17 protein-coding genes are annotated in these 21,529 nt (G+C 72.1%); 8 read left to right on the top strand and 9 right to left on the bottom strand.

All coding sequences use genetic code 11. From position 1 onward, the window contains the following. Positions 1 to 257 precede the first annotated feature (257 nt). A complete protein-coding gene (locus O1G22_RS37600; protein ID WP_270085392.1) occupies positions 258 to 1,403 on the top strand; it encodes an aminoglycoside phosphotransferase family protein in 1,146 nt (381 codons plus the stop codon). Between the two features lie 261 nt (positions 1,404 to 1,664). Then, positions 1,665 to 3,632: an N-acetylmuramoyl-L-alanine amidase gene (locus O1G22_RS37595; RefSeq protein WP_270085391.1), complete on the top strand. Its 1,968-nt coding sequence runs from the start codon at positions 1,665 to 1,667 to the stop codon at positions 3,630 to 3,632. A 22-nt stretch (positions 3,633 to 3,654) separates the two neighbouring features. Here the strand turns inward: O1G22_RS37595 and O1G22_RS37590 are convergent, their stop codons facing one another. From O1G22_RS37590 to O1G22_RS37560, 7 genes are all read right to left on the bottom strand, one after another. Beyond that, complete coding sequence (locus O1G22_RS37590; RefSeq protein ID WP_070026621.1) at positions 3,655 to 4,152, bottom strand: glycosyltransferase family protein; 498 nt, start codon at positions 4,150 to 4,152, stop codon at positions 3,655 to 3,657. Between the two features lie 710 nt (positions 4,153 to 4,862). Next, the gene (locus tag O1G22_RS37585) at positions 4,863 to 5,765 is read right to left on the bottom strand and encodes a universal stress protein (RefSeq protein WP_270085390.1); all 903 of its coding nucleotides are present in this window, start codon (positions 5,763 to 5,765) and stop codon (positions 4,863 to 4,865) included. Between the two features lie 122 nt (positions 5,766 to 5,887). Continuing rightward, positions 5,888 to 6,130: a DUF397 domain-containing protein gene (locus O1G22_RS37580; RefSeq protein WP_225096018.1), complete on the bottom strand. Its 243-nt coding sequence runs from the start codon at positions 6,128 to 6,130 to the stop codon at positions 5,888 to 5,890. Positions 6,131 to 6,234: 104 nt separating this feature from the next. After that, a complete protein-coding gene (locus tag O1G22_RS37575) occupies positions 6,235 to 7,401 on the bottom strand; it encodes a thiolase domain-containing protein (protein ID WP_270085389.1) in 1,167 nt (388 codons plus the stop codon). Continuing rightward, positions 7,398 to 8,447, bottom strand: a complete 1,050-nt coding sequence (locus tag O1G22_RS37570; protein ID WP_270085388.1) for a thiolase domain-containing protein — start codon at positions 8,445 to 8,447, stop codon at positions 7,398 to 7,400. Before O1G22_RS37570 ends, O1G22_RS37575 begins: the two co-directional genes overlap by 4 nt. 186 nt (positions 8,448 to 8,633) lie before the next feature. After that, positions 8,634 to 9,575 carry a Zn-ribbon domain-containing OB-fold protein gene (locus O1G22_RS37565; protein ID WP_270085387.1) on the bottom strand — a complete coding sequence of 314 codons (942 nt, stop codon included), beginning with the start codon at positions 9,573 to 9,575 and terminating at the stop codon, positions 8,634 to 8,636. A gap of 22 nt (positions 9,576 to 9,597) precedes the next feature. Then, positions 9,598 to 10,398, bottom strand: coding sequence for a crotonase/enoyl-CoA hydratase family protein (locus O1G22_RS37560; RefSeq protein WP_270085386.1), 801 nt, complete (start codon positions 10,396 to 10,398; stop codon positions 9,598 to 9,600). A gap of 182 nt (positions 10,399 to 10,580) precedes the next feature. On the opposite strand from O1G22_RS37560, the gene O1G22_RS37555 reads away from it, so the two are divergent. Continuing rightward, the gene (locus tag O1G22_RS37555) at positions 10,581 to 12,197 is read left to right on the top strand and encodes an acyl-CoA synthetase (RefSeq protein WP_270085385.1); all 1,617 of its coding nucleotides are present in this window, start codon (positions 10,581 to 10,583) and stop codon (positions 12,195 to 12,197) included. Between the two features lie 184 nt (positions 12,198 to 12,381). Next, positions 12,382 to 13,989, top strand: coding sequence for an alkaline phosphatase family protein (locus O1G22_RS37550; RefSeq protein WP_333492436.1), 1,608 nt, complete (start codon positions 12,382 to 12,384; stop codon positions 13,987 to 13,989). A 123-nt stretch (positions 13,990 to 14,112) separates the two neighbouring features. Here O1G22_RS37550 and O1G22_RS37545 read toward each other — a convergent pair whose 3' ends face one another. Next, entirely contained in the window at positions 14,113 to 14,979 is an 867-nt protein-coding gene (locus O1G22_RS37545; RefSeq protein WP_270085384.1) for an alpha/beta fold hydrolase, read from the bottom strand. Between the two features lie 177 nt (positions 14,980 to 15,156). On the opposite strand from O1G22_RS37545, the gene paaK reads away from it, so the two are divergent. The 3 genes from paaK (at position 15,157) to O1G22_RS37530 (ending at position 17,511) form a co-directional block, all read left to right on the top strand. Next, positions 15,157 to 16,464 (top strand): phenylacetate--CoA ligase PaaK, encoded by a 1,308-nt coding sequence (paaK, locus tag O1G22_RS37540; RefSeq protein WP_270085383.1) that lies wholly within the window; start codon positions 15,157 to 15,159, stop codon positions 16,462 to 16,464. Between the two features lie 56 nt (positions 16,465 to 16,520). After that, positions 16,521 to 16,859 carry an ArsR/SmtB family transcription factor gene (locus O1G22_RS37535; RefSeq protein WP_270085382.1) on the top strand — a complete coding sequence of 113 codons (339 nt, stop codon included), beginning with the start codon at positions 16,521 to 16,523 and terminating at the stop codon, positions 16,857 to 16,859. Positions 16,860 to 16,953: 94 nt separating this feature from the next. Next, the gene (locus O1G22_RS37530; RefSeq protein WP_270085381.1) at positions 16,954 to 17,511 is read left to right on the top strand and encodes a S1 RNA-binding domain-containing protein; all 558 of its coding nucleotides are present in this window, start codon (positions 16,954 to 16,956) and stop codon (positions 17,509 to 17,511) included. Here the strand turns inward: O1G22_RS37530 and O1G22_RS37525 are convergent. Further along, entirely contained in the window at positions 17,508 to 19,004 is a 1,497-nt protein-coding gene (locus tag O1G22_RS37525; RefSeq protein WP_270085380.1) for an acyl-CoA synthetase, read from the bottom strand. The two genes, O1G22_RS37530 and O1G22_RS37525, sit on opposite strands and share 4 nt — an antisense overlap. A gap of 104 nt (positions 19,005 to 19,108) precedes the next feature. Between O1G22_RS37525 and O1G22_RS37520 the strand changes: the two genes are divergently transcribed. Further along, positions 19,109 to 21,514 carry a penicillin acylase family protein gene (locus O1G22_RS37520; protein ID WP_270085379.1) on the top strand — a complete coding sequence of 802 codons (2,406 nt, stop codon included), beginning with the start codon at positions 19,109 to 19,111 and terminating at the stop codon, positions 21,512 to 21,514. The last annotated feature ends 15 nt before the right edge of the window (positions 21,515 to 21,529 follow it).

The raw sequence follows: 21,529 nt of genomic DNA, 5'->3' as shown, positions 1-21,529 counted from the left end.
AGCCCCCAGGTTCTCGGCTGAGTTGACAGTAGCCCTGTGGAGGTTGCCGAGCGACTATTCGCCACGGTTCGCCAGGGTGCGCCAGATGGTGTGCCACTGCCCATCGGGTGTCAGGTAGGAACGCGCCACCCCGACCCGGTCTCCCGTCAATATGACAGAGGCATTCCCCAGGGTGCCCCTTGGGCGACCGGGCCGGGTTGCGCGCAAGGACTTGCACAGGCAGGCACCGCAGGCACACGAAGGGATCTGTATCTCCCATGTACGCAGCATCGTCCTCCGTGTCCGCCCCGCCCCGGCCGCTGCGCTCCCGCCCGGCGGGCGGCGGGCCGTACCTCGACCCGGTGGCGCGTCCGGGCGCGCCCGTGCCGGTCGCGGGCCGGCTCCGGCGGGTCCCGGGACAGCCGGGCACGCCACCGCTCAGCGGGAGACTCGACTTGTCCGGTCCCCAGGGGGCGCAGCTGCGCTCCGCGATCGCCTCGGTGCACCGGATCTGTCCGGAGTTCGCTCCGGTGCAGGTGCTGCGCCGCAGCGGGCGGTCCGTGCTCATCGTCGGGACGACCGGGCGCAGTACGGCCGTGGCCAAGTGTCTGCTGGACCACTCGCCCGCCTGGGCGGAGCGGATCCGCCACGAAATAGCCGCATACCGCTCGTTCGTCCGGCACCGGCCCCCGGTCCGTGTGCCCCGGCTGATCGCAGCGGATCCGGACAACTGCACCCTGGTGATCGAGCGGATGCCGGGCCGGGTGACGGCGCTGCAGCGGCATCCGGTGGAGGCGCCGCCGCGCCCGGACGTCCGGGCCGCGCTGGGCGCGATCTGCCGGCTGAACGCCTGGCGGCCCCCGGCCGGCACGTTCGACATGCCGCTGGACTACGGCGCCCGGATCTCCCGGTTCCACGAGCTGGGCCTGCTCACCGACCGGGATCTCGGCGACCTCCAGAAGCTGCTGCACGGCATCGCCCACGAGGTGGGCCGGCACGGCATGCTCCAGTTCAACCACGGCGACGCCCTGCTGTCGAACATCCTGCTGTCCCCGGCCGGTCCAGTGCTGGTGGACTGGGATCACGCCGGCTGGTATCTGCCGGGGTACGACCTGGCGACGCTGTGGCTGGTCCTCGGGGACGCGCCGGTGGCACGGCGTCAGATCAGCCAGATCGCCCAGTCGGCGGGCCCGGCCTCCCGGGACGCCTTCCTGGTGAACCTGATGCTGCTGCTGACCCGGGAGATCCGGACGTACGAGACGGCCGTGCAGCGTTCGATGCACGAGGTGGCCCCGGCGGCTCCGGGTACGGCCCACCCGGGTGCCGCGCCGTCCGGCGAGGAACAGCGGCTGCTGCTCCGGCGGCTGCACGACGACTGCCAGATGGCCCGCAAGGCCGTCCGGGCGGCGGTCGGTACTCGCTGACGGGGACGACGGGTCCGCGGTGCGCCAGAGCGGCGGCGCATCGCGGACCTTCGTGCGTCCGGGCCGGTCCGCGGCCACTGGTGTATGCCAGTGACGCCCCGCAGGCCCGGGCGCCATCACGGCGAAACTCGCCGAAAACCCTCCGTGACGTGGGAAATCGCCGATCCGAAGGCATTATTGACGGATCGTCGGCAAGCGGGTACCACTGACCCAGCTCGGCGCCGTACGCCCCGCCACGCCCGCCCGTCACAGGAGGCCGCATTGCGAGGTTCCGCCACCGATCCCACGACCAGACCCCACAGACATCTCCGCCGCGCCGCCGCCCCCCTGGCCACCGCGGCCCTGCTGCTGCCGCTGCTCGGCGCAGCCCCCGCGCAGAGCGTCGGCGGCTCCTCCGCGGGCCGGCTCCAGCACGCGTTCGCCACCGCCGCTACCGAGTACCACGTGCCGCAGAGCGTTCTGCTGGCCGTCTCCTACCTGCAGTCCCGCTGGGACTGGCACGGCGGTGCGCCCAGCGTGACCGGCGGCTACGGCCCCATGCATCTGACCGACGCCCGGACCGCGATCGCCACCACGGAGCACTACGCGGAAGGCACCGAGGACGCCCGCGGCGACGGCACCCGCCCGGCCGTGCGTCCCGCCGTCAAGGCGCCGGCCGAGTCCGCGCTCCCGGCCCGGCTGAAGACGCTGCCCAGGGCGGCGCAGCTGACGGGCCTGTCCGCCGAACGGCTGCGCACCGATCCGGCGGCGAACGTGACCGGCGGCGCCGCCCTGCTCGCCGCCACTCAGAAGCAGTTGGGCGAGCCGCTGAGCGAGGACCCGGCCGACTGGTACGGCGCGGTGGCCCGTTTCTCCGGCGCGGACGACACCGCGACGGCCGCGGCGTACGCGAACGACGTGTACGACGTCCTGCGCACGGGCGAGGAACGCACCACGGACGACGGCCAGCTGGTCGCGCTGGCCGCCCAGCCGCGGCTGGCCGCCGACACGGCCCAGCTGATCCACGCCGGCCTGCGCACGCTGCCCACGGACGGCGTCGAGTGCCCGAAGTCGGTGTCCTGCGAGGCGGTGTGGGCGCCGTACTCCCAGTTCGGGAACAACGACTACGGCAATCACGACCTCGGCGGCCGGCCGGCGTCGCAGAGCATCAAGTACATCGTCATCCATGACACGGAGGGCGCCTGGGACGGCGTACTGAATCTGATCCAGGACCCCACCTATGTGTCGTGGAACTACACGATCCGCTCCACGGACGGTCTGATCGCCCAGCATGTGAAGGCGAAGGACGTGGCCTGGCACGCGGGCAACTGGTACATCAACGCCAAGTCCGTCGGCATCGAGCATGAAGGTTTCCTCGCCAACCCGGACGCCTGGTACACGGAGGCGATGTACCGGTCCTCTGCGCGGCTGGTGAAGTATCTGAGCCGTACGTACGGCATCCCGCTGGACCGGCAGCACATCCTGGGCCACGACAACGTGCCCGGTCCGACCACGTCGACCATCCCCGGCATGCACACGGACCCGGGCCCGTACTGGGACTGGCGGCACTACTTCCAGCTGCTGGGCCACCCCTTCAAGCGCACCGCCGGCAAGCGGTCCGGCCTGGTGACGATCCTGCCGGACTACGCCACGAACCAGCCGGCGTACACGGGCTGCACCACATCGGGCCAGCCCTGCACCGCGCACGGCTCCAGCGAGGTGCGGCTGTACGCGGACCACGACGTGACCGCGCCGCTGATCAAGGACATCGGCCTGGGCAAGGACCCGACGACCGACGTCAACGACCTGTCCTCACGGGCCTCCACCGGCCAGCAGTACGCGATGGCGGATCGCTGGGGCGACTGGACGGCCATCTGGTACCTGGGGCAGAAGGCCTGGTTCCGGAACCCGCGCACCGCGCCGACGGCTGTCGCGGCGAAGGGCCTGGTGGTGACGCCGAAGGAGGGCCTGGCGAGCGTTCCCGTGTACGGCCGCGCCTACCCGGAGAAGGAGGCCTACCCGACGGGCGTCCCCGCGCAGTCTGTCGTGCCGCTGCCGTACACGATCCCGGCCGGGCAACGGTACGTGGTCGGTGACGAGGTGCCGGGCGAGTACTACTACTCGGTCACCTTCACCACCGACTCGCACCAGGTCGTGGTGGGCAAGGACCTGTACTACGAGATCCAGTACGGCCACCGGGTCGCGTTCGTCCGTGCCGCGGACGTCACCCTGGAGGACTCGGCCGGCTAGGGCCCCGGGCGCCGGCGGTCGCTCAGCCCTGCTGGAAAAGCTCCGCCGGGAGCGGCTTCAGCAGGGCGTACAGGTCGTCGGTGATGGGGCGGTCCCAGGCGGCGATGGTCACGAGCACGCCGTCGCTGCGGTCGAACTGGACGCAGGAGATCCGGCTCTCCGAGAGCTTCAGCCGCCGCACGATCAGAAGGTTGTCGCCCTGCAGGACGGGGGTGTCCTCGGTGCCGACGACGGTGACCTCCTCGTCGTTCTCCAGCGCGAGCAGCAGCTGACCCACCTCGAAGGGGATCTCGCCCTCGGCGACCTCGCGGGCCGGGGAGCCCTCGGGGAGATTGCCGATGATCATCGCGGGCCCACGGCCGCCGAAGAGGTCGTAGCGCAGGAAGACACCCTGGCAGGTGCCGTCGGGGGCGGGCAGCAGACCCGCACCGAGATTGCCGGGCCAGTCGCCCGGATCCATGGCCAGCACATCGAAGTCGGGTCCGGCAGGAGTGGCGCTGCGGCGGCGGAGGAACGACATGCGGCCATGGTACGTGCCCACGCCTCGGGGGGTGACCTGCGGGCACCCGAGCAGGGGGGGCGGGGGCGGTGTGGGTGACAGGCGCGGCCGGGGCCGCCGGGGAAGGCCCGGCGGGGGCCGGTGAAGCGGCCGACCGGCAGCGGCTTCGGACCGGGCGCCGGAGAAGCCCGGGAGGCACGGGCTGCATCCGCTCCGCGGATCGGCCGTGCGGGCACGACCGGGCATCACGGACCGCACCCGGCGAACGACGGGCACCTGCGGCCCGGGACGACCGGCCCACGCTGCCCGGGGGAAGGTGCCGGGCGGGCGACGGCGTGAGGTGAGGAACCGCTGTGGCCGTCGGCCTGCCGCCGCGCACAACCCGCCGCTCCGGGCGCCCGGCCCGGTAAGCCGCCGTGGCCACGGGTGAGCGCCGCTCGACGGATGAACCGGCCCGAGGCCCGGCGGTTCCTGGAGACCACGCGCGCGTGGGCCACGAGCACGTGGCCGGACAGGTGCCGGGCCGACGGCCGGGCACGCGGCACGGACCGGGCCGGGAAGCCTGCGCGCCGGTGCTGTCGCGCTCGGCACGGTCGTCGTACGTGCCGCCTTCGCTCCCTCGCCCGTGCCCAAGCCACGAACCCGACCGGACGCACCGAGCCCCCTCGGCCTCAGCGGCTCGGGATCGGCGGGGACGCGCGCGGGGCGGTGGAGTGGCAGGCGAGCCGGCCTCAGTCCCCCGCCGGTGCCGGTGGTACGACCGCGATCGGGCTGGCCGCGTGGAGCAGGACTGCCTGGGTGACCGAACCCATCATGCGGGCCGGGGCGAGCAGGCGGCGGCGGTGGCGGCCGACCACCACCAGGTCGGCTTCCTTGGAGGCGGCGACGAGGTGGCCGGCCGCGTCGCCGGGCAGGGCCTCGGTGTCGGCGCGGACCTCGGGGTGCCGTTCGCGGTGCGGGGCGAGGAAGCCCTCGGCGAGCGTGCGGGTCTCGCTCTCCACGGCGTCCTGGTCGAGCGCGGGCGGCATCAGCTGTCCGGGCGCGGACCAGGTCTGCACCGGCCACGGGTACGCGGCGATCACCTGCACCCGGGCCGCGCGCAGGGCGGCCTCGGCGAAGGCGAACGCGAGGGTTCCGTCGTCGGGGCTGTCGACGTGCAGGCCGACGACCACCCGGGGTCCGGGCTCGGCCGGCCCGTCGCCGTGCACCTCCCGGCCGGGCCGGGGTACGACGACCACCGGGCACCCGGCGTCCCGGGCCGCGGCGAGGCCGTTGGAGCCGAGCAGCAGGCTGGCGAAACCGCCGCGGCCACGGGACCCGAGGACCAACAGCTCGGCGTCGCTGCCGAGTTCGGGCAGTACGGCGCCCGGTACGCCCTCCAGGGCGACGTACTCCACGGCGGGTTCCCCGGCGCGGTCCGCGAGCCGGGCGCGCACCTCGTCCAGGACCGGATCGCCCTCCGCATCGGGCGGCCCGGCGACCAGCACGTCGGCCTGTCCCCAGGCGGCGTACTGCCGTACGTGGACCACCCGCAGCGGTGCCGCGCGGCGCCGGGCGGCATCGACAGCCCAGTCCAGCGCGCGCAGACTGTCGTCCGAACCGTCGACCGCGGCGATGACCGGCGCAGTGCTCATCGTTCCTCACCTCCGGAACACGACCTACCCCGTGCTGGGGCCAGCCTGACGCAAGGCTCGGCCCCAGCGCGGCGCCGCTGGTCGCGTGTCCGGAAATCCGGCCGGATCACCCCCGGTCCGGCTCAGGTCAGGTCGAACTCCCCCTCGCGCGCGCCGGAGACGAAGGCTCCCCACTCGGCGGGCGTGAAGATCAGCGAAGGGCTCTGCGGGCGGCCGCTGTTGCGCATCGCGATGAAGCCCTCGACAAACGCGATCTGGACATCGCCCAGACCCCGGCTGCTGGACTGCCATTCAGCGTTGCTGAGGTCGAGGTCCGGCTTGTCCCAGCCCGCGAACGGCTGCTGCTGGATGGTGCTCTCGGCCACGTCCGTGCTCCTCCCGGTTCGTCGTCCGCGGGTCAGCCTAGCGACCGGTCACGACGGCCGACAGGCCACGTGGGAAGGACTTCGGTCAGTCGCCGCCCGGTCGGTCAGGCGTCGGGCGGCGCGGATCCCACGAGCCACATGGAGAAGAACTGCGAGCCGCCGCCGTAGGCGTGCCCGAGGACCTTCCGGGCACCGTCCACCTGGTGTTCCCCGGCCTGGCCGCGCACCTGGAGCGCCGCCTCGGCGAAGCGGATCATGCCGGAGGCGCCGATGGGGTTGGCGGACAGCACGCCGCCCGACATGTTGACGGGCAGGTCCCCGTCGAGTTCGGTCACGCCGGACTCGGTGAGCTTCCAGCCCTCGCCCGCCGCTGCGAAGCCGAGGTTCTCCAGCCACATGGGCTCGTACCAGGAGAACGGCACGTACATCTCGACGGCGTCGATGTCCCGGCGCGGGTCGGCGACACCGGCCTGCCGGTAGACGTCGGCGGCGCAGTCCTGGCCGGCCCGCGGGGAGACGAAGTCCTTCCCGGCGAACAGGGTCGGTTCGCTGCGCATGGCGCCGCCGAGCATCCAGGCGGGCGGGCGGGGCGCGCGGGCGGCTCCGGCGCGGTCGGTGAGGACCATGGCGCAGGCGCCGTCGGAGGAGGGGCACGTCTCGGAGTAGCGGATGGGGTCCCACAACATGGGTGAGCCCAACACCTTTTCCAGCGTGATGTCGTGCTCGTGGAGGTGGGCGTAGGGGTTCTTCAGGGCGTTGCGGCGGTCCTTGTAGGCGACGAGGGCGCCGATCGTGTCGGGAGCGCCGCTGCGCCGCATGTACGCGCGCACATGCGGGGCGAAGAAGCCGCCCGCCCCGGCCAGCAGGGGCTGTTGGAAGGGGATGGGCAGGGACAGGCCCCACATGGCGTTCGACTCGGACTGTTTCTCGAAGGCCAGGGTCAGTACGGTGCCGTGGACCCGGGCGGCGACCAGGTTGGCGGCGACCAGCGCGGTCGACCCGCCCACCGAACCGGCCGTGTGCACCCGCAGCATGGGTTTGCCCACGGCGCCGAGCGCGTCGGCGAGGTACAGCTCGGGCATCATGACGCCCTCGAAGAAGTCGGGCGCCTTGCCGATGACGACGGCGTCGATGTCGGCCCATGTCAACTCGGCGTCGGCCAATGCCCTTCGGGCCGCTTCGCGGACGAGTCCGGCGATCGACACGTCCCGGCGGGCGGCCACGTGCCTGGTCTGGCCGATGCCGGTGACGGCCACGGGCTCCTTGCTCATCGTGGATCCCCTTCGAGTACGGCGACCAGGTTCTGCTGGAGGCAGGGGCCGGAGGTGGCGTGGGCGAGGGCGCGGTCGGAGGCACCGCGGTGGATGCGGGCGGCGGCCTCGCCGATGCGGATGAGTCCGGCGGCCATCAGCGGGTTGGCGGCCAGCGCCCCGCCGGAGGGGTTGACGCGCACGTCGTCGCCGAGCCTGAAGGCCCTGCGCAGGATCACCTCCTGGGCGGTGAACGGCGCGTGCAGCTCGGCGGTGTCGACGGGCCGTTCGAAGGCGCCGGCCCGCTCGGCGGCGAGCCGGGCCGAGGGCGAGTCGGTGAGGTCCCGGACGCCGAGGCCGTGCGCCTCGATGCGGTGGTCGATGCCGCGGATCCAGGCAGGCCGCGCGCACAGCCGGCGGGCCCGCTCCCCCGCTGCGAGGATCACGGCGGCGGCGCCGTCGCCGACGGGCGGGCAGTCGCCGGTGCGCAGCGGCCGTACGGCGTAGTCGCCTTGGGGGACCCGGCCCCTGAGCTGGGCGTGCGGGTTGGCTTCGGCATCGGCCCGGCTGCGGGCACCGACGGCGGCGAGCGCCGGTTCGTCGGTGTGGCCGGCGTCTATGAGGGCCTGCGCCTGCAGGGCGGCCAGAGCTATGGAATCGGGCCACAGAGGGGCGACGTAGTACGGGTCGAGCTGCCGGGTCAGCACGTCGCGTACGGAGCCGGGTGAGCACTTGCCGTAGGAGTAGACGAGCGCGGTGTCGGCGTCGCCGGTGAGCAGCTTGGTCCAGGCCTCGTACAGGGCCCAGGCGCCGTCCATCTCGACGTGCGACTCGGAGAGGGGCGGCCAGGCGCCGACGCCGTCGAGGGTGAGGGTGAAGGAGAAGGCGCGGCCGGCGAGGTAGTCGCTGGAGCCGGAGCAGGTGAAGCCGATGTCGGCGGTCTTCAGGCCGGTCTGCGCGAGGACGTCGTGCAGCACCGGCATGAGCAGCTCGACCTCGGAGGATTCCTCGGTGGAGCGCCGGTGGTCGGTCTGGGCGAAGGCGATTACTGCGATCTCACGCGTCACGAGGTCTCCAGGCTGTAGAGTCCTGACTGCGGAGCGAGAGCCAAGCCCGCATGGCAGTTCCTTCCAAAACTTCATACAACCGGGCTGGTTTCAACCCGGCTGGCGCTGATCGCGTGAGACTGGATTGTTCGCTGAGCGATCGAGCAGCGTGAGCCAGGAATCCCCGTCGTTCGCGAGGGGGAGGATTCAAAGCAGCTCCTTGTAGGTCTCGTACGGAGCGTCGGGTTCGCCGGTGGGGCGGTAGTGGTCGGGAAACCGAGCCCCTTCCGCCCACACCGGCTCGACCCGCAGGCCCATGCGCACCTGGTCGTAGGGGATGCCGCCGATACGGGCGTGCAGGGCGAGGTCCGCGCCGTCGAGGGCGATGTGCGCGTAGACGTACGGCACCTCGATGTCCAGGTTTCTGGCCTTGATGTTGACGATGCAAAAGGTGGTGACCGTGCCCCGGGGACCTACCTCGACCCGTTCGGATGTGGCGACACCACATGTGGGGCAGGCCCCCCTGGGCGGGACGTACACCTTGCGGCAGGACGGGCAGCGCTCGCCGACGGTGTGCCGCTCGGAGAGGGCGTCGATGTACGCGGATTGGGCACGGCCGGGCGAGTAGGTGTAGTCCAGGCGGGCCGGGGCGACGATCCCGGTGAGCGGGTCCTCGAACTCGCCGGTGTGGCCGTCGGGTCGCTGGGGCTCTCCGTCGTACGGCTCGAAGCAGGCGATGTCGGTGATGGCGCCGGTGCGCTCCTCGGCCCAGCGGATGCGCACCCGCATGCCGGTGCTGACGGCGTCGGGGCCGGGGGCGTCGAGGGCGTGCAGGAGAGCGGTGTCGGCGCCGTCGAGCCGGACGAGGACCCAGGCGAAGGGGCTGCCGAGGGGCTGGCCGCGGCGCGGGGCGTGGTTCCAGGCCCAGGTGGTGACCGTACCCGTGGGGGCGACCTCCACCAGGTCGTGGATCTCCTCGGCGGTGCCGGGGTCGTACTCGACGGGCGGGACGAGGATGCGTCCGTCGGTGGTCCGCACGCCGAGTACGACGCGTTCGCGCAGGCCGGTGAGGAAGGCGCTCTGGACGGGGCCGAGGGAGCGGGTGAAGGGGAACTCGACGACGAGGGGGGCTCGGAGGACTTCGGGCATCCTTGGGGACTCCTTCGGCGGTTCAGGCGCGCTTGTAGACGGGGGGCCGTTTCTCGGCGAAGGCGCGGGCGCCCTCCTTGGCGTCGGCGGTGTCGAAAACCGGCCAGCCGCGGGTGAGTTCGGCGGCGAGGCCGTCGGCCTCCGTCAGCTCGGCGGTCTCGTACACGGACGCCTTGACGGCCTCGACGGCGAGCGGGCCGCAGGCGTTGATCCGCTCGGCGATCTCCAGAGCCTTGCCGAGTGCCGTGCCGTCGGGGACGACATGGCCGATCAGGCCGATGCGGGCGGCTTCCTCGGCGGTGTACGGCCGTCCGGTGAGCAGCATCTCCAGGGCGTGGGTGCGCGGGATCTGGCGTTGCAGGCGCACGGTGGAGCCGCCGATCGGGAACAGGCCGCGCCGGACCTCGAAGAGGCCGAAGGTGGCGGACTGGCCCGCGACCCGGATGTCGGTGCCCTGGAGGATCTCGGTGCCGCCCGCGACGCAGTACCCCTCGACGGCGGCGATGACCGGTTTGCGCGGGCGGTGGTGGCGCAACATCGCCTTCCAGTGCAGATCGGGGTCGGCCTTGAGCCGGTCGCGGTAGTGCTCTCCCGCCATGCCGTTCCCGGCGAGCGCCTTCAGGTCCATGCCGGCGCAGAAGGATCCGCCCGCGCCGGTGAGCACGATCGAGCGGATCGCGTCGTCCGCGTCGGCCTCCAGCCAGCCGTCGTACAGGCCGACGAGCATCGGAAGCGAGAGCGCGTTCCTGGCGTCGGGCCGGTTGAGTGTGAGCACCAGTGTGGCGCCCTCGCGCCGCACGGTGAGGTGTTCCGTCCCGCCCATGGGCCATCCTCCCTCGGTGAGAACGAGAACAGGTTGCAGTAGCCGGGGAGGCACTTCAAGGGTTTTCTGACAGACAGTCAGATTTGTTGGTGAGGACCCTTCACAGTTGCAGCGCCCTTTGCTCTGATGACCGGCGAAGCGAGCACCTTTCTTCGCCGGGGCTGCCGGGGTCAGGAGGAGCGGTGGAGTACAACCTTGCCGATCTGTTCGAGTCGGTCGTCGACGTGGCCGCGGACCGCGAGGCGCTCGTGTACCTCGACCGTCCCGGCACCGGCGCGGAACGCCGTCTGACCTACGCGGAGCTGGACGCGGCCGCCAACCGCGTCGCCCACCACCTGATCGACAGCGGGATCCGCCCCGGGGAACACCTGGGCCTCCACCTGTACAACGGCGTCGAATACCTCCAGACGGTGCTGGCCTGCCTGAAGGCACGGGTCGTCCCGGTCAACGTCAACTACCGTTATGTCGAAGAGGAGTTGGTGTACCTCTACCGGGACGCCGACCTGGTCGCGCTGGTCTTCGACGCGGAGTTCGCGGACCGGGTGGCGGGGGCGCTGCCGCGGGCACCGGGGCTGCGGCATCTGCTGTGCGTGGGGGCGGGGGCGGCAGAGGTGCCGGGGGCGGTGCCGTTCGCGGACGCGGAGGCGGCCGGGTCGCCCGAGCGGGGTTTCCCGGCGCGTTCCGGGGACGACCAGTTCATCATCTACACCGGTGGCACGACGGGTATGCCCAAAGGGGTGATGTGGCGTCAGGAAGACCTGTTCTTCGCGGGGCTGGGCGGTGGGGCACCGACCGGGGAGCCGGTGAAGACGCCGGAGGAACTGGCCGAACGAGTCGCGGCCGGCGGCACCGGGATCACCTTCTTCCCCACTCCCCCGCTGATGCACGGCACCTCGACGCTCACCGCGTTCATCGGCTTCAACTTCGGCCAACGCGTCGTCCTGCACCGCAAGTTCGTGCCGGAAGAGGTGCTGCGGACCATCGAGAAGGAGAAGGTCACCAGCATGTCGCTGGTCGGCGACGCGATGCTCCGCCCGCTGATCGACGCGCTCGGCGGACCGCTGAAGGGCACGGACTGCTCGACCCTGTTCAGCGTCTCCTCCTCCGGCGCGATCATGTCGGAGACGGTGCGCAGGCAGTTCCGGGAGCTGATCCCGAACGCGATGCTCCTGAACAACTTCGGCTCCTCCGAGTCTGGCTTCAACGGCACGGCGACCGAGGACTCCGGGCCCGAGCGGGGCTTTCGCATCCGGGTCAACTCCCGTACGCAGGTGGTGGATCCGGGGACACACGAGCCGGTCGCGGTGGGCGAGGTCGGCCGGGTCGCCCAGTGCGGCCATGTGCCGCTCGGCTACTACAACGACCCGCGCAAGACCGCCGAGACCTTCTTCGAGCAGGACGGACAGCGCTGGGTGCTGCTCGGCGACATGGCGACGGTCGACGAGGACGGCGTGGTCACCGTGCTCGGCCGGGGTTCGCAGTGCATCAACACCGGGGGCGAGAAGGTCTATCCCGAGGAGGTCGAGCAGGCGCTCAAGGCGCATCCGGACGTGTACGACGCGCTCGTCGCCGGAGTACCGGACGCGACCTGGGGCAACCATGTGGCGGCCGTGGTGCAGCTGCGCGAGGGAGCGTCCCGGCCCTCCCTGGCCGACATCCAGACCCACTGCCGTACCCGGCTGGCGGGCTACAAGGTCCCCCGCCAGCTGGTGATCACGGAGTCCATCCAGCGCTCCCCGAGCGGCAAGGCCGACTACCGGTGGGCGCGGGAGGTGGCGGTGGCGGCGGACCGGCCGTAGATCCGGGGTGTCCCGCCGCCTCAACAGCACCGGAGGATTACCCTGTGTGCGCAATCGACGTCACTTGATCACGGATGGTGTCGTTCGGTTGTACGGCCCCGCACGGAAGGACCCTCAGGTGTCGCACCCCACGCCTCGTCCACGGTTCGCGTGGCTGCGTCGGCACACCAGGACCGGGCGGGGGGTGGCCATCGGCACGACCGTCCTCGCGGTCGCCCTCCTGCTGGTCGCGCTGGTGCTGCCCGACCAGCCCGACCACCTCACGCCCAAGGCGTTCGTGCGGCTGCCGGCCGAGGGCATCCTGCTCGCCGCGCTGCTGCTCGCACTGCCGGCCCGGGTGCGGCGGGCCGGGGCGGTGGCCGGCGGCGGGCTGATCGGGCTGCTCGTCCTCCTCAAGTGCCTGGACCTGGGCTTCTATTCGGTGCTGTACCGCCCCTTCGACCTGGTCCTGGACTGGGGCCTGCTGGGCAACGCGGCGGACTATCTGCGGGAGACGTCCGGCCGGACGGGTGAGCTGGCCACCATCGCCGGCGCCGTGCTGCTCGCGGTCGCGGTCCTCGTCCTGACCACGGGCGCCACCGTCCGGCTGACCACGCTGATGGCCCGGCACCGCGCCCGCTCGGTCCGCGGCACCCTGGCGCTGGGCACCGCCTGGGTCACCTGCGTCGTACTCGGCCTGCACAGCGCCGGGCAGCCCGTGGCCGCCACGCTCGACGCCGACCTGCTCGGCGACCGCGCCCACCAGGTCCGCGCCTCGCTCGCGGACGCCCGGATCTTCCGCCGCCAGGCCGCCGTCGACGCCTTCGCCCACACCCCCGCCGACCGGCTGCTCACCGGTCTGCGCGGCAAGGACGTGCTGTTCACCTTCGTCGAGAGCTACGGCCGCTCGGCGATCGAGGACCCGGCGATGGCCCCGCGGATCGATGCGGTGCTCAAGGAGAGCACGGCGAGCCTGAAGGCGGCCGGGTTCCAGGCGCGCAGTGGCTGGCTGCGCTCGCCGGTGACGGGCGGCGGCAGCTGGCTCGCCCACTCGACCTTCCTGTCCGGCCTGTGGATCAGCAACCAGCAGCGGTTCCGCAGCCTCACCTCCAGCGACCGCACCACCCTCACCAGTTCCTTCCGTAGAACCGGTGCCTGGCGCACGGTCGGCGTGGTGCCGGGCGTGCTGGTGGCCTGGCCGGAGGGCCGGTTCTTCGGCCTGGACCACATCTACGACGGCCATCATCTCGGCTACCACGGGCCGGACTTCGGCTGGTCACAGGTGCCGGACCAGTTCGCCCTGGAGACCTTCCGGCGCGAGGAGTTCGGCAAGGCGGGCCGGGGCCCGCTGATGGCGGAGATCATCCTCACCTCCAGCCACTACCCCTGGGCGCCCGTGCCGCGCATGACCGACTGGGCGAAGCTGGGCGACGGCTCGGTCTTCCAGCAGATCAGGCGCGAGGGCAAGTCCCAGGAGGAGGTCTGGAAGAGCCCGGAGAGCGTGCGCGCCGAATACCGCGCCTCCATCGAGTACTCGCTGCACAGCCTCGTCGGATTCCTCCAGCGCTACGGCGACAAGAACACGGTCCTGGTGTTCCTCGGCGACCACCAGCCCGTACCGACGGTCACCGCCAACAGCCCCCGCAAGGACGTGCCGGTCACCATCGTGGCCCACGACCCCAAGGTGCTGGACCGGATCTCCGGCTGGGGCTGGACGGAGGGCCTGAAACCCGCCCCGGACGCCCCCATCTGGCCGATGGACGTCTTCCGCGACCGCTTCCTGACGGCGTACGGGCCACAGCCGGGCCGGTGACGGGACCCCGACGGCGCCCGCCGGCCGTCATCGGCCCGGAGGGTCATGCCCTCGGCCTTGACGATCTGCGGCTGCGCGGTGCCCAGGCCGGCACGCCGGCCGGGCGGGCCGGGACCCGGCCGCCTACTCCGCCGAGGGCAGAGCCGTGGCCGCGGATCCGTCGAGGAACGCGAGGACGCGGTCGGCGAACCACTCCGGATCGTCCAGCCAGGGGAAGTGGCCGGCGCCGGGCTGGACGGTGAACTCGGCCTTCGGGAAGGCCTCGGCGGCACGGCGGGCGAGACCGGGGCGCGGGCCGCCGTCGACTTCGCCGGCGTACACCAGGACCGGTGCGGTCAGGGCGGCGAGAGCGGTCCGGGTCGCGTCGGGGGTGAAGGCCCCGTCGCCGAAGTAACGGTCGGCCGCCTCGTCGTTGGTCTGCGCCGGCTCGGCCTCCGCGTGCTTCCGGGCGGCGGCGTCCCAGCGGCCGTAGAAGAACGGTACGAACGCGTCGTCGAAGTCGGCCTCGCCCGCCAGCCAGGCCCTGAAGGCCGGGAAGGCCTCTGTGAACCAGGGTTCGGCCGTGCGCGGCCGGGCCGCGGCCAGCCGGTCCTCGGGGGTCGTCCGCAGACCCAGGGCGGAGGGGTTGCCGGTGATCAGCAGCAGGCGGCGTATCCGCTGCGGGTAGCGGGCCGCGTAGAGCGTGGCCAGGGCCGCGCCGGCCGAGTGGGCGAGCAGATCCATGTGTTCCAGGCCCAGGTGCGTACGCCACGCCTCCACGTCCTCGACCATCCGGTCGCAGCGGTACGTCTCCGGGTCCGCCGGCAGTGCGGAGTCGCCGGTGCCGCGCAGGTCCAGCAGGGCCAGGCGGCGGTGCGCGGTCAGCCCGCCGAGGTCCCCGAGGTAGGCCGAGGCGCGCATGGGGCCGCCGGGCAGGACGACCAGGGGATCGCCCTCGCCCCGCAGGTGGTAGGCGAGCGGGGTGCCGTCGGGTGCGGTGAAGGTCGGCATGGGCGTGATCCTTTCGGTCCGGGGTGGCGGGGCGCAACGTCTTTGAAGCGAGATGGCCGTACGGAAAATCCGCGCATCCCTCTTGCCTGACGGCCGACGGCCTGAATTACTGGCCCCGAACAGATCGACCGAATGATCGGTCGTCCGGAATGTACGGTCGGCGAGGGAGACGTGTCGATGGTGGATGCGACGGAGCTGTTCGACGCGGGCGAACGGCTCGGGCCCGATGAGCTGCGGGCACTTCAGCTGGAGCGGCTGCGCGCCTCGCTGCGGCACGCCTACGCGCACGTGCCGTTCTACCGGGAATCCTTCGACAAGGCCGGCGTCCGCCCCGAGGACTGCCGCTCACTGGCGGACCTCGCCCGCTTCCCGTTCACGACCAAGGCCGATCTGAGGGAGCACTACCCGTACGGCATGTTCGCGGTGCCCCGGGAGCGGATCCGCCGGCTGCACGCCTCCAGCGGCACCACGGGCCTGCCCACGGTGGTCGGCTACACGGACAGCGATCTTTCCATGTGGGCCGACATGGTGGCGCGCTCGCTCCGGGCGGCGGGCGCGCGGCCCGGTGACATCGTGCATGTCGCCTACGGCTATGGGCTGTTCACCGGTGGCCTGGGCGCTCACTACGGTGCCGAGCGCCTGGGCTGTACGGTCGTCCCGGCCTCCGGTGGCATGACGGCCCGGCAGGTGCAGCTGATCCGGGATCTGAAACCGGCCGTGATCATGGTGACCCCCTCGTACATGCTCACGCTGCTGGACGAGTTCGAACGGCAGGGCGTGGACCCGCGCACCACCTCGTTGCGGGTCGGTGTCTTCGGTGCCGAGCCCTGGACCGAGCAGATGCGTTCCGAGATCGAGGAACGGTTCGCGATCGACGCCGTCGACGTCTACGGACTGTCCGAGGTGATCGGTCCCGGTGTGGCGCAGGAGTGCGTGGAGACCAAGGACGGGCTGACCGTGTGGGAGGACCACTTCTATCCGGAGGTGGTCGATCCGATCACGGGCGAGGTGCTGCCGGACGGCGAGCGGGGTGAGCTGGTGTTCACCTCGCTGACCAAGGAGGCCATGCCGATCGTCCGCTACCGGACCCGGGATCTGACCCGGCTGCTGCCCGGCACGGCCCGGGTGTTCCGGCGGATGGAGAAGGTCACCGGGCGCAGCGACGACATGGTGATCCTGCGCGGGGTGAACCTGTTCCCGACCCAGATCGAGGAGATCGTGCTCCGCACGCCCGGGGTGGCGCCCCACTTCCAGCTCCGGCTGACCCGGGAGGGCCGCCTGGACCGGCTGACCGTCCGCGCCGAGGCCCGCCCGGACGCACCGCCCGAGGCGCGTGAGGCGGCGGCCCGCTCCATCGTCGTGGCCGTGAAGGACGGCATCGGGGTCTCGGTCGACGTGGAGATCGTGGACCCGGAGTCGCTGGAGCGGTCGGTGGGCAAGATCCGGCGGATCGTGGACCTGCGGCCGCGGGACGCAGGGCAGTGAGAGGTGATCGTATCGACGTACCTCGAAACGTCGTCGGCGACCTATACTCCGGAGCCATGACGGACACCGCCCCCCTCCCGGACACCGACCCTGACCTGGTCAACGCGCTGCGGGCGCTGTCCAACCCGATGCGGCTGCAGATGCTGCGCTGGCTGCGCGAGCCGGAGCGGCACTTCCCGACGGAGAAGGCCATCGCCGACCCGGCCGAGGTCGGTGTGTGCGTGAGCCACATCCAGGCGAAGGCGGGACTGGCCCAGTCGACCGTGTCGGCCTACATGGCCGAGCTCCAGCGCGCGGGCCTGGTCCGGGCCACCCGGGTGGGCAAGTGGACCCACTACAAGCGGGACGAGGAGCGCATCGCCGGCCTCGTCGCCGAGCTGGGCCGGAGCCTCTAGCCGACCGGGCGCCCCGCACTGGCGGTTGCCGGCCGACGCGCTGCTGCCGGCCAAGGCCTGGGCCCACCCGGCTCCGGGTGAAATACTGGCCGGCATGGACGGGCGGTCCGAGCAACCGGAACTCCGGGCTTTTCTGGCATCCCTGCACCGCGGCGAGCTGCTGTCCGGCACGGTCGCGGCGATCGAGCGGTTCGGGGTGTTCGTGGCCCTGGACGACGGCCCCGCGCACCCGGTCTTCCCCGGCGTCGGCTTCATCACGATCCCCGAGCTGTCCTGGACACCGGTCGCGGCGGCGTCCGACGTCGTGCGGGTCGGGCAGCGCGTCACCTGCGAGTTCCTGCAGTTCGACACCTGGAACCTGGAGGCCAGGCTGTCCTTGCGGGCGACCCGGCCGGATCCCTTCCAGGAGTTCGCGGACGGCATCGCAGTGGGGCAGAGACTGCGCGGGCCGGTCACCAAGCTGGTTCCGTTCGGTGTCTTCGTGCGGGTCGCCGACGGCGTCGAGGGACTGGTCCACCTCCAAGAGCTCTCGTCGCCGCCTGCTGAGGCACCCTCGGACGTCGTCCGGGTGGGTGACGAGATCACGGTCGTCGTCACCGGCCTCGACCGGGAGCGACGCCGTCTGACGCTGTCCCGGCGCCGGGTGCGCTAGCCGCCGAAGCGGTCCCGTAGTTCGCGTTTGAGGATCTTGCCGCTGGCGTTGCGTGGCAACTCGTCGACGAACACGACCCGTTTGGGAGCCTTGAAGGCGGCGAGTCTCTCCTTCACATGGGTGATGAGCTGATCCTCCGTCACTTCGCTGCGGGCGACGACGATCGCCGTGACGGCCTCGATCCAGCGGTCGTCGGGCAGGCCGACGACCGCAACCTCGGCGACGGCCTCATGGGTGTAGAGGGCGTCCTCGACCTGGCGCGAAGCCACCAGTACGCCGCCGGAGTTGATGACGTCCTTCACCCGGTCCACGATCGTGAAGTAGCCGTCGGCGTCGCGGACGGCGAGGTCGCCGGAGTGGAACCAGCCGTCCCGGAAGGCCTCGGCGGTCTCCTCGGGCTTGTCCCAGTAGCCCTCGCACAACTGCGGTGAGCGGTACACGATTTCACCGGGGGTGCCGTCGGGCACGTCCTCGCCCTTGTCGTCCACGACCCGCGCGTCCACGAAGAGCACCGTACGGCCGCAGGAGTCCAGCCGGCCCTCGTGTTCGTCGGGGGCGAGCACCGTGGCGAGCGGGCCGATCTCGCTCTGCCCGAAGCAGTTGTAGAAGGCCAGCCCCGGCAGGCGTGCGCGAAGACGCTCCAGGACCGGGACGGGCATGATCGAGGCGCCGTAATAGGCCTTGCGCAGGCCGTCGAGGTCACGGGTGGCGAAGTCGGGCCGGCCCGCCAGGCCGATCCACACCGTGGGCGGTGCGAACAAGCTGTCCACGCGGCCCGCTTCGATCAGGTCGAAGAGACGGTCCCCGTCAGGGCTGTCCAGGATGATGCTGGTCGCGCCGACCGCCAGATACGGCAGCAGGAACACATGCATCTGCGCCGAGTGGTACAGCGGCAGCGCGTGCACCGGGCGGTCGCCGGCGCTCAGGTCGAGGGCGGTGATCGCGCTCAAGTACTCGTGCACCAGCGCCCGGTGGGTCATCATCGCCCCCTTGGGCAGGGCCGTCGTACCGGAGGTGTACAGCAACTGCACCAGATCCTCGGTGCGCGGCTCCGGGCCCTCGTACGGCGGTGCCTCCGCCTGGCGGGCCAGCAGCGAGTCCGCCGTGTCCCTGAGGGGCAACACCCGTACGCCGTCCGGGAGTCGGGCGGCCAGGCCCGGATCGGCGAGGACGAGGGTGCTGCCGGACTGGGTGAGGAGATACGCCAGGTCGTCGCCGGTGAGGCTCTGGTTGACCGGCACATGGACCAGCCCCGCGCGGGCACAGGCGAGGAAGGCGATCAGGTAGCCGTCGGAGTTGTGGCCGTAGGCGGCGACCCGGTCGCCCGGCGCGAGCCCCTCGGCGAGCAGCACCGAGGCCGCGCGGGAGACGGCGTCGTCGAGTTCCTCGTACGTCCACCGGCGCTCGCCGTACTCCACCGCGACCCGCGCCGGGGTGCGCCGGGCGCTGCGCCGCAGCACCCCGTCAACCGTGCTGCCGTGTCCCTGCGTCATGACTCATGATCCTCGGCCCGTCGCCGGGGCAGGTCAAGCACCGGGGAGGATGGTCCCCCCGGTGGGCTCAACCGCTCCTTCCCTCAACGACGTTGGGAGGCACATTGCGCAGCCACCTGAGACGACTGGCCGTCACGGCCGTCGCCCTGCTCACCGCCTCGTCCGCGCTCCCGGCCGCCGCGGCCGGGCGGCCGAGCCGGCCGGAACACCCCTCGCACGGCGGGCTGTCCGCCGTCATCCGCTACACCGAGTACGGCATTCCGCACATCGTCGCCAGGGACTACCCGGACCTCGGCTTCGGCACGGGCTGGGCGCAGGCCGCCGACCAGGTGTGCACGCTCGCCGACGGCTTCGTGACCGTACGCGGCGACCGCTCGCGCTTCTTCGGACCGGACGCGAAGACCGATCTGTCGCTGTCCTCCGCCTCCGACAACCTCTCCAGCGACCTGTACTTCCGTGGGGTGCGGCAGGCCGGCACGGTGCGCAAGCTGCTCGCCGCACCCGCACCACTGGGCCCGAGCAACGACGTGAAGGACCTGATGCGGGGCTTCGCCGCCGGCTACAACGCCTGGCTGAAGCAGCACCGGATCACCGATCCGGCATGCCGGGACGCCGCCTGGGTGCGGCCGGTGAGCACCCTGGACGTGGCCGCCCGGTTCTACGCCCTCGCGGTGCTCGGCGGCCAGGGCGGCGCCGTGGACGACATCACCTCGGCGCAGCCTCCCACCGGCTCCGCGGCCCACCCGCGAAACGTGGACGCACAGGCACTGATCACATCCGTGCGGGCCCGGACCGCCGACGCGGACATGGGCTCGAACGCGGTCGCCTTCAGCGGCGCCACCACGGCGAACGGCCGCGGTCTGCTGCTGGGCAACCCGCACTACCCGTGGCAGGGCGGACGCCGGTTCTGGCAGTCGCAGGAGACCATTCCGGGCGAGCTGAACGTCGCGGGCGGCTCGCTGCTCGGCTCGCCGGTCATCTCCATCGGCTACAACGCACATGTGGCGTGGAGCCATACGGTCGCCACCGGTGTGCCGTACAACCTGACCCGGCTCACCCTCGACCCGGCCGACCCCACCGTCTACCTGGTCGACGGCGAGCGGGAGCGGATGACCCGGCGGACCGTGACCGTGGCCGTCAAGGACGGCGCTCCGGTCACCCGGACCCAGTGGTGGACCCGCTACGGCCCGGTCGTCGCCCACGCCCAGGGCAACCCGCCGCTGCCCTGGACCACCACGACGGCCTACGCGTTCAGCGACCCGAACGCCACGAACATGCGGTTCGCGGACACCTCGCTGGACTTCGCCAAGGCGCGCTCCACGGCGGACGTCCTCGCGTCCCTCGACCGGCACCAGGGACTGCCCTGGGTGAACACCATCGCCGCGGACTCCTCGGGCCACACCCTCTACACCCAGTCGCAGGTGCTGCCCCGCATCACCGACGACCTCGTGGCGCGGTGCTCCACCGACCTCGGCAGGCAGACCTACCCGGCGGCAGGACTCGCGGTGCTCGACGGTTCCCGCGGCGACTGCGCGCCCGGCAGCGACCCCGACGCCGTCCAGCCCGGCATCTTCGGGCCCGCCCGCATGCCCACGCTCAAGGACGCCCCGTACGCGGAGAACTCCAACAACAGCGCCTGGCTGACCAACGCCGACCGGCCGCTGACCGGGTACGAGCGGATCTTCGGCACGGTCGGCACCGAACGCTCGCTGCGCACCCGGGGCGCGATCGAGGACGTGGCGGCCATGGCGCAGCGAGGCGGGCTGACCGTCCGCGACCTGCAGCACCAGGAGTTCACCGACCGGGCGCCCGCGGGAGAGCTCGCCGCGGCCGACGCGGCCAGGGCCTGTGCCGCGCTGCCCGGCGGCACCGCGACGGCGAGCGACGGCACGCGGGTCGACGTCGGCGCGGCCTGCCCGGTGCTCGCCGCATGGGACCGGACCATGGGCACCGGCAGCCGGGGCGCCCTGCTGTTCGACCGGTTCTGGCGGAAGCTGACGAGCGCGGTGCCGTCCGGCCTGCTGTGGAAGGTGCCGTTCTCGGCGGCGGATCCGGTCCGCACGCCGAACACGCTGAACACCGGCACCCCGGCCTTCGCCACGGCGCTCGCGGACACGGTGCAGGAGCTGCGGGCGGCGGGCTTCGCGCTGGACTCCCCGCTCGGGGAGCACCAGTTCGTGGTGCGCGACGGCCGGCGCATCCCCGTGCCCGGCGGCACGGAGCGGCTCGGCGTGTGGAACAAGGTCGAGGGCGTCTGGAACGCGGCGCAGGGCGGCTACGCGGAGGTGACGACGGGCTCCAGTCACATCCAGGCCGTCGGCTGGGACGGCAGCCCCTGCCCGGTGGCCCGCACGCTGCTGACGTACTCCCAGTCCTCGAACCCGGACTCGCCCCACTCCAGCGACCAGACCCGGCTGTTCTCCGGTGAGCGGTGGGTGACGGCCCGGTTCTGCGAGAAGGACATCCTGTCCTCGCCCGCGCTCCAGGTCGTCCCCGTGCACGACCGCTGAGTATGTGGTCCCGTC

Source organism: Streptomyces camelliae, from assembly GCF_027625935.1.
Classification (GTDB): domain Bacteria; phylum Actinomycetota; class Actinomycetes; order Streptomycetales; family Streptomycetaceae; genus Streptomyces; species Streptomyces camelliae.
This window is presented reverse-complemented; position numbering and strand designations above follow the sequence as displayed.

What these genes read in the sequence shown, in the direction of transcription:
- O1G22_RS37600 (WP_270085392.1), top strand. Translation starts at nt 258, where the DNA reads ATGTACGCAGCATCGTCCTCCGTGTCCGCCCCGCCCCGGCCGCTGCGC.
- O1G22_RS37590 (WP_070026621.1), bottom strand. Translation starts at nt 4,152, where the DNA reads ATGTCGTTCCTCCGCCGCCGCAGCGCCACTCCTGCCGGACCCGACTTC.
- O1G22_RS37585 (WP_270085390.1), bottom strand. Translation starts at nt 5,765, where the DNA reads ATGAGCACTGCGCCGGTCATCGCCGCGGTCGACGGTTCGGACGACAGT.
- O1G22_RS37575 (WP_270085389.1), bottom strand. Translation starts at nt 7,401, where the DNA reads ATGAGCAAGGAGCCCGTGGCCGTCACCGGCATCGGCCAGACCAGGCAC.
- O1G22_RS37565 (WP_270085387.1), bottom strand. Translation starts at nt 9,575, where the DNA reads ATGCCCGAAGTCCTCCGAGCCCCCCTCGTCGTCGAGTTCCCCTTCACC.
- O1G22_RS37560 (WP_270085386.1), bottom strand. Translation starts at nt 10,398, where the DNA reads ATGGGCGGGACGGAACACCTCACCGTGCGGCGCGAGGGCGCCACACTG.
- O1G22_RS37545 (WP_270085384.1), bottom strand. Translation starts at nt 14,979, where the DNA reads ATGCCGACCTTCACCGCACCCGACGGCACCCCGCTCGCCTACCACCTG.
- paaK (WP_270085383.1), top strand. Translation starts at nt 15,157, where the DNA reads ATGGTGGATGCGACGGAGCTGTTCGACGCGGGCGAACGGCTCGGGCCC.
- O1G22_RS37535 (WP_270085382.1), top strand. Translation starts at nt 16,521, where the DNA reads ATGACGGACACCGCCCCCCTCCCGGACACCGACCCTGACCTGGTCAAC.
- O1G22_RS37530 (WP_270085381.1), top strand. Translation starts at nt 16,954, where the DNA reads ATGGACGGGCGGTCCGAGCAACCGGAACTCCGGGCTTTTCTGGCATCC.
- O1G22_RS37525 (WP_270085380.1), bottom strand. Translation starts at nt 19,004, where the DNA reads ATGACGCAGGGACACGGCAGCACGGTTGACGGGGTGCTGCGGCGCAGC.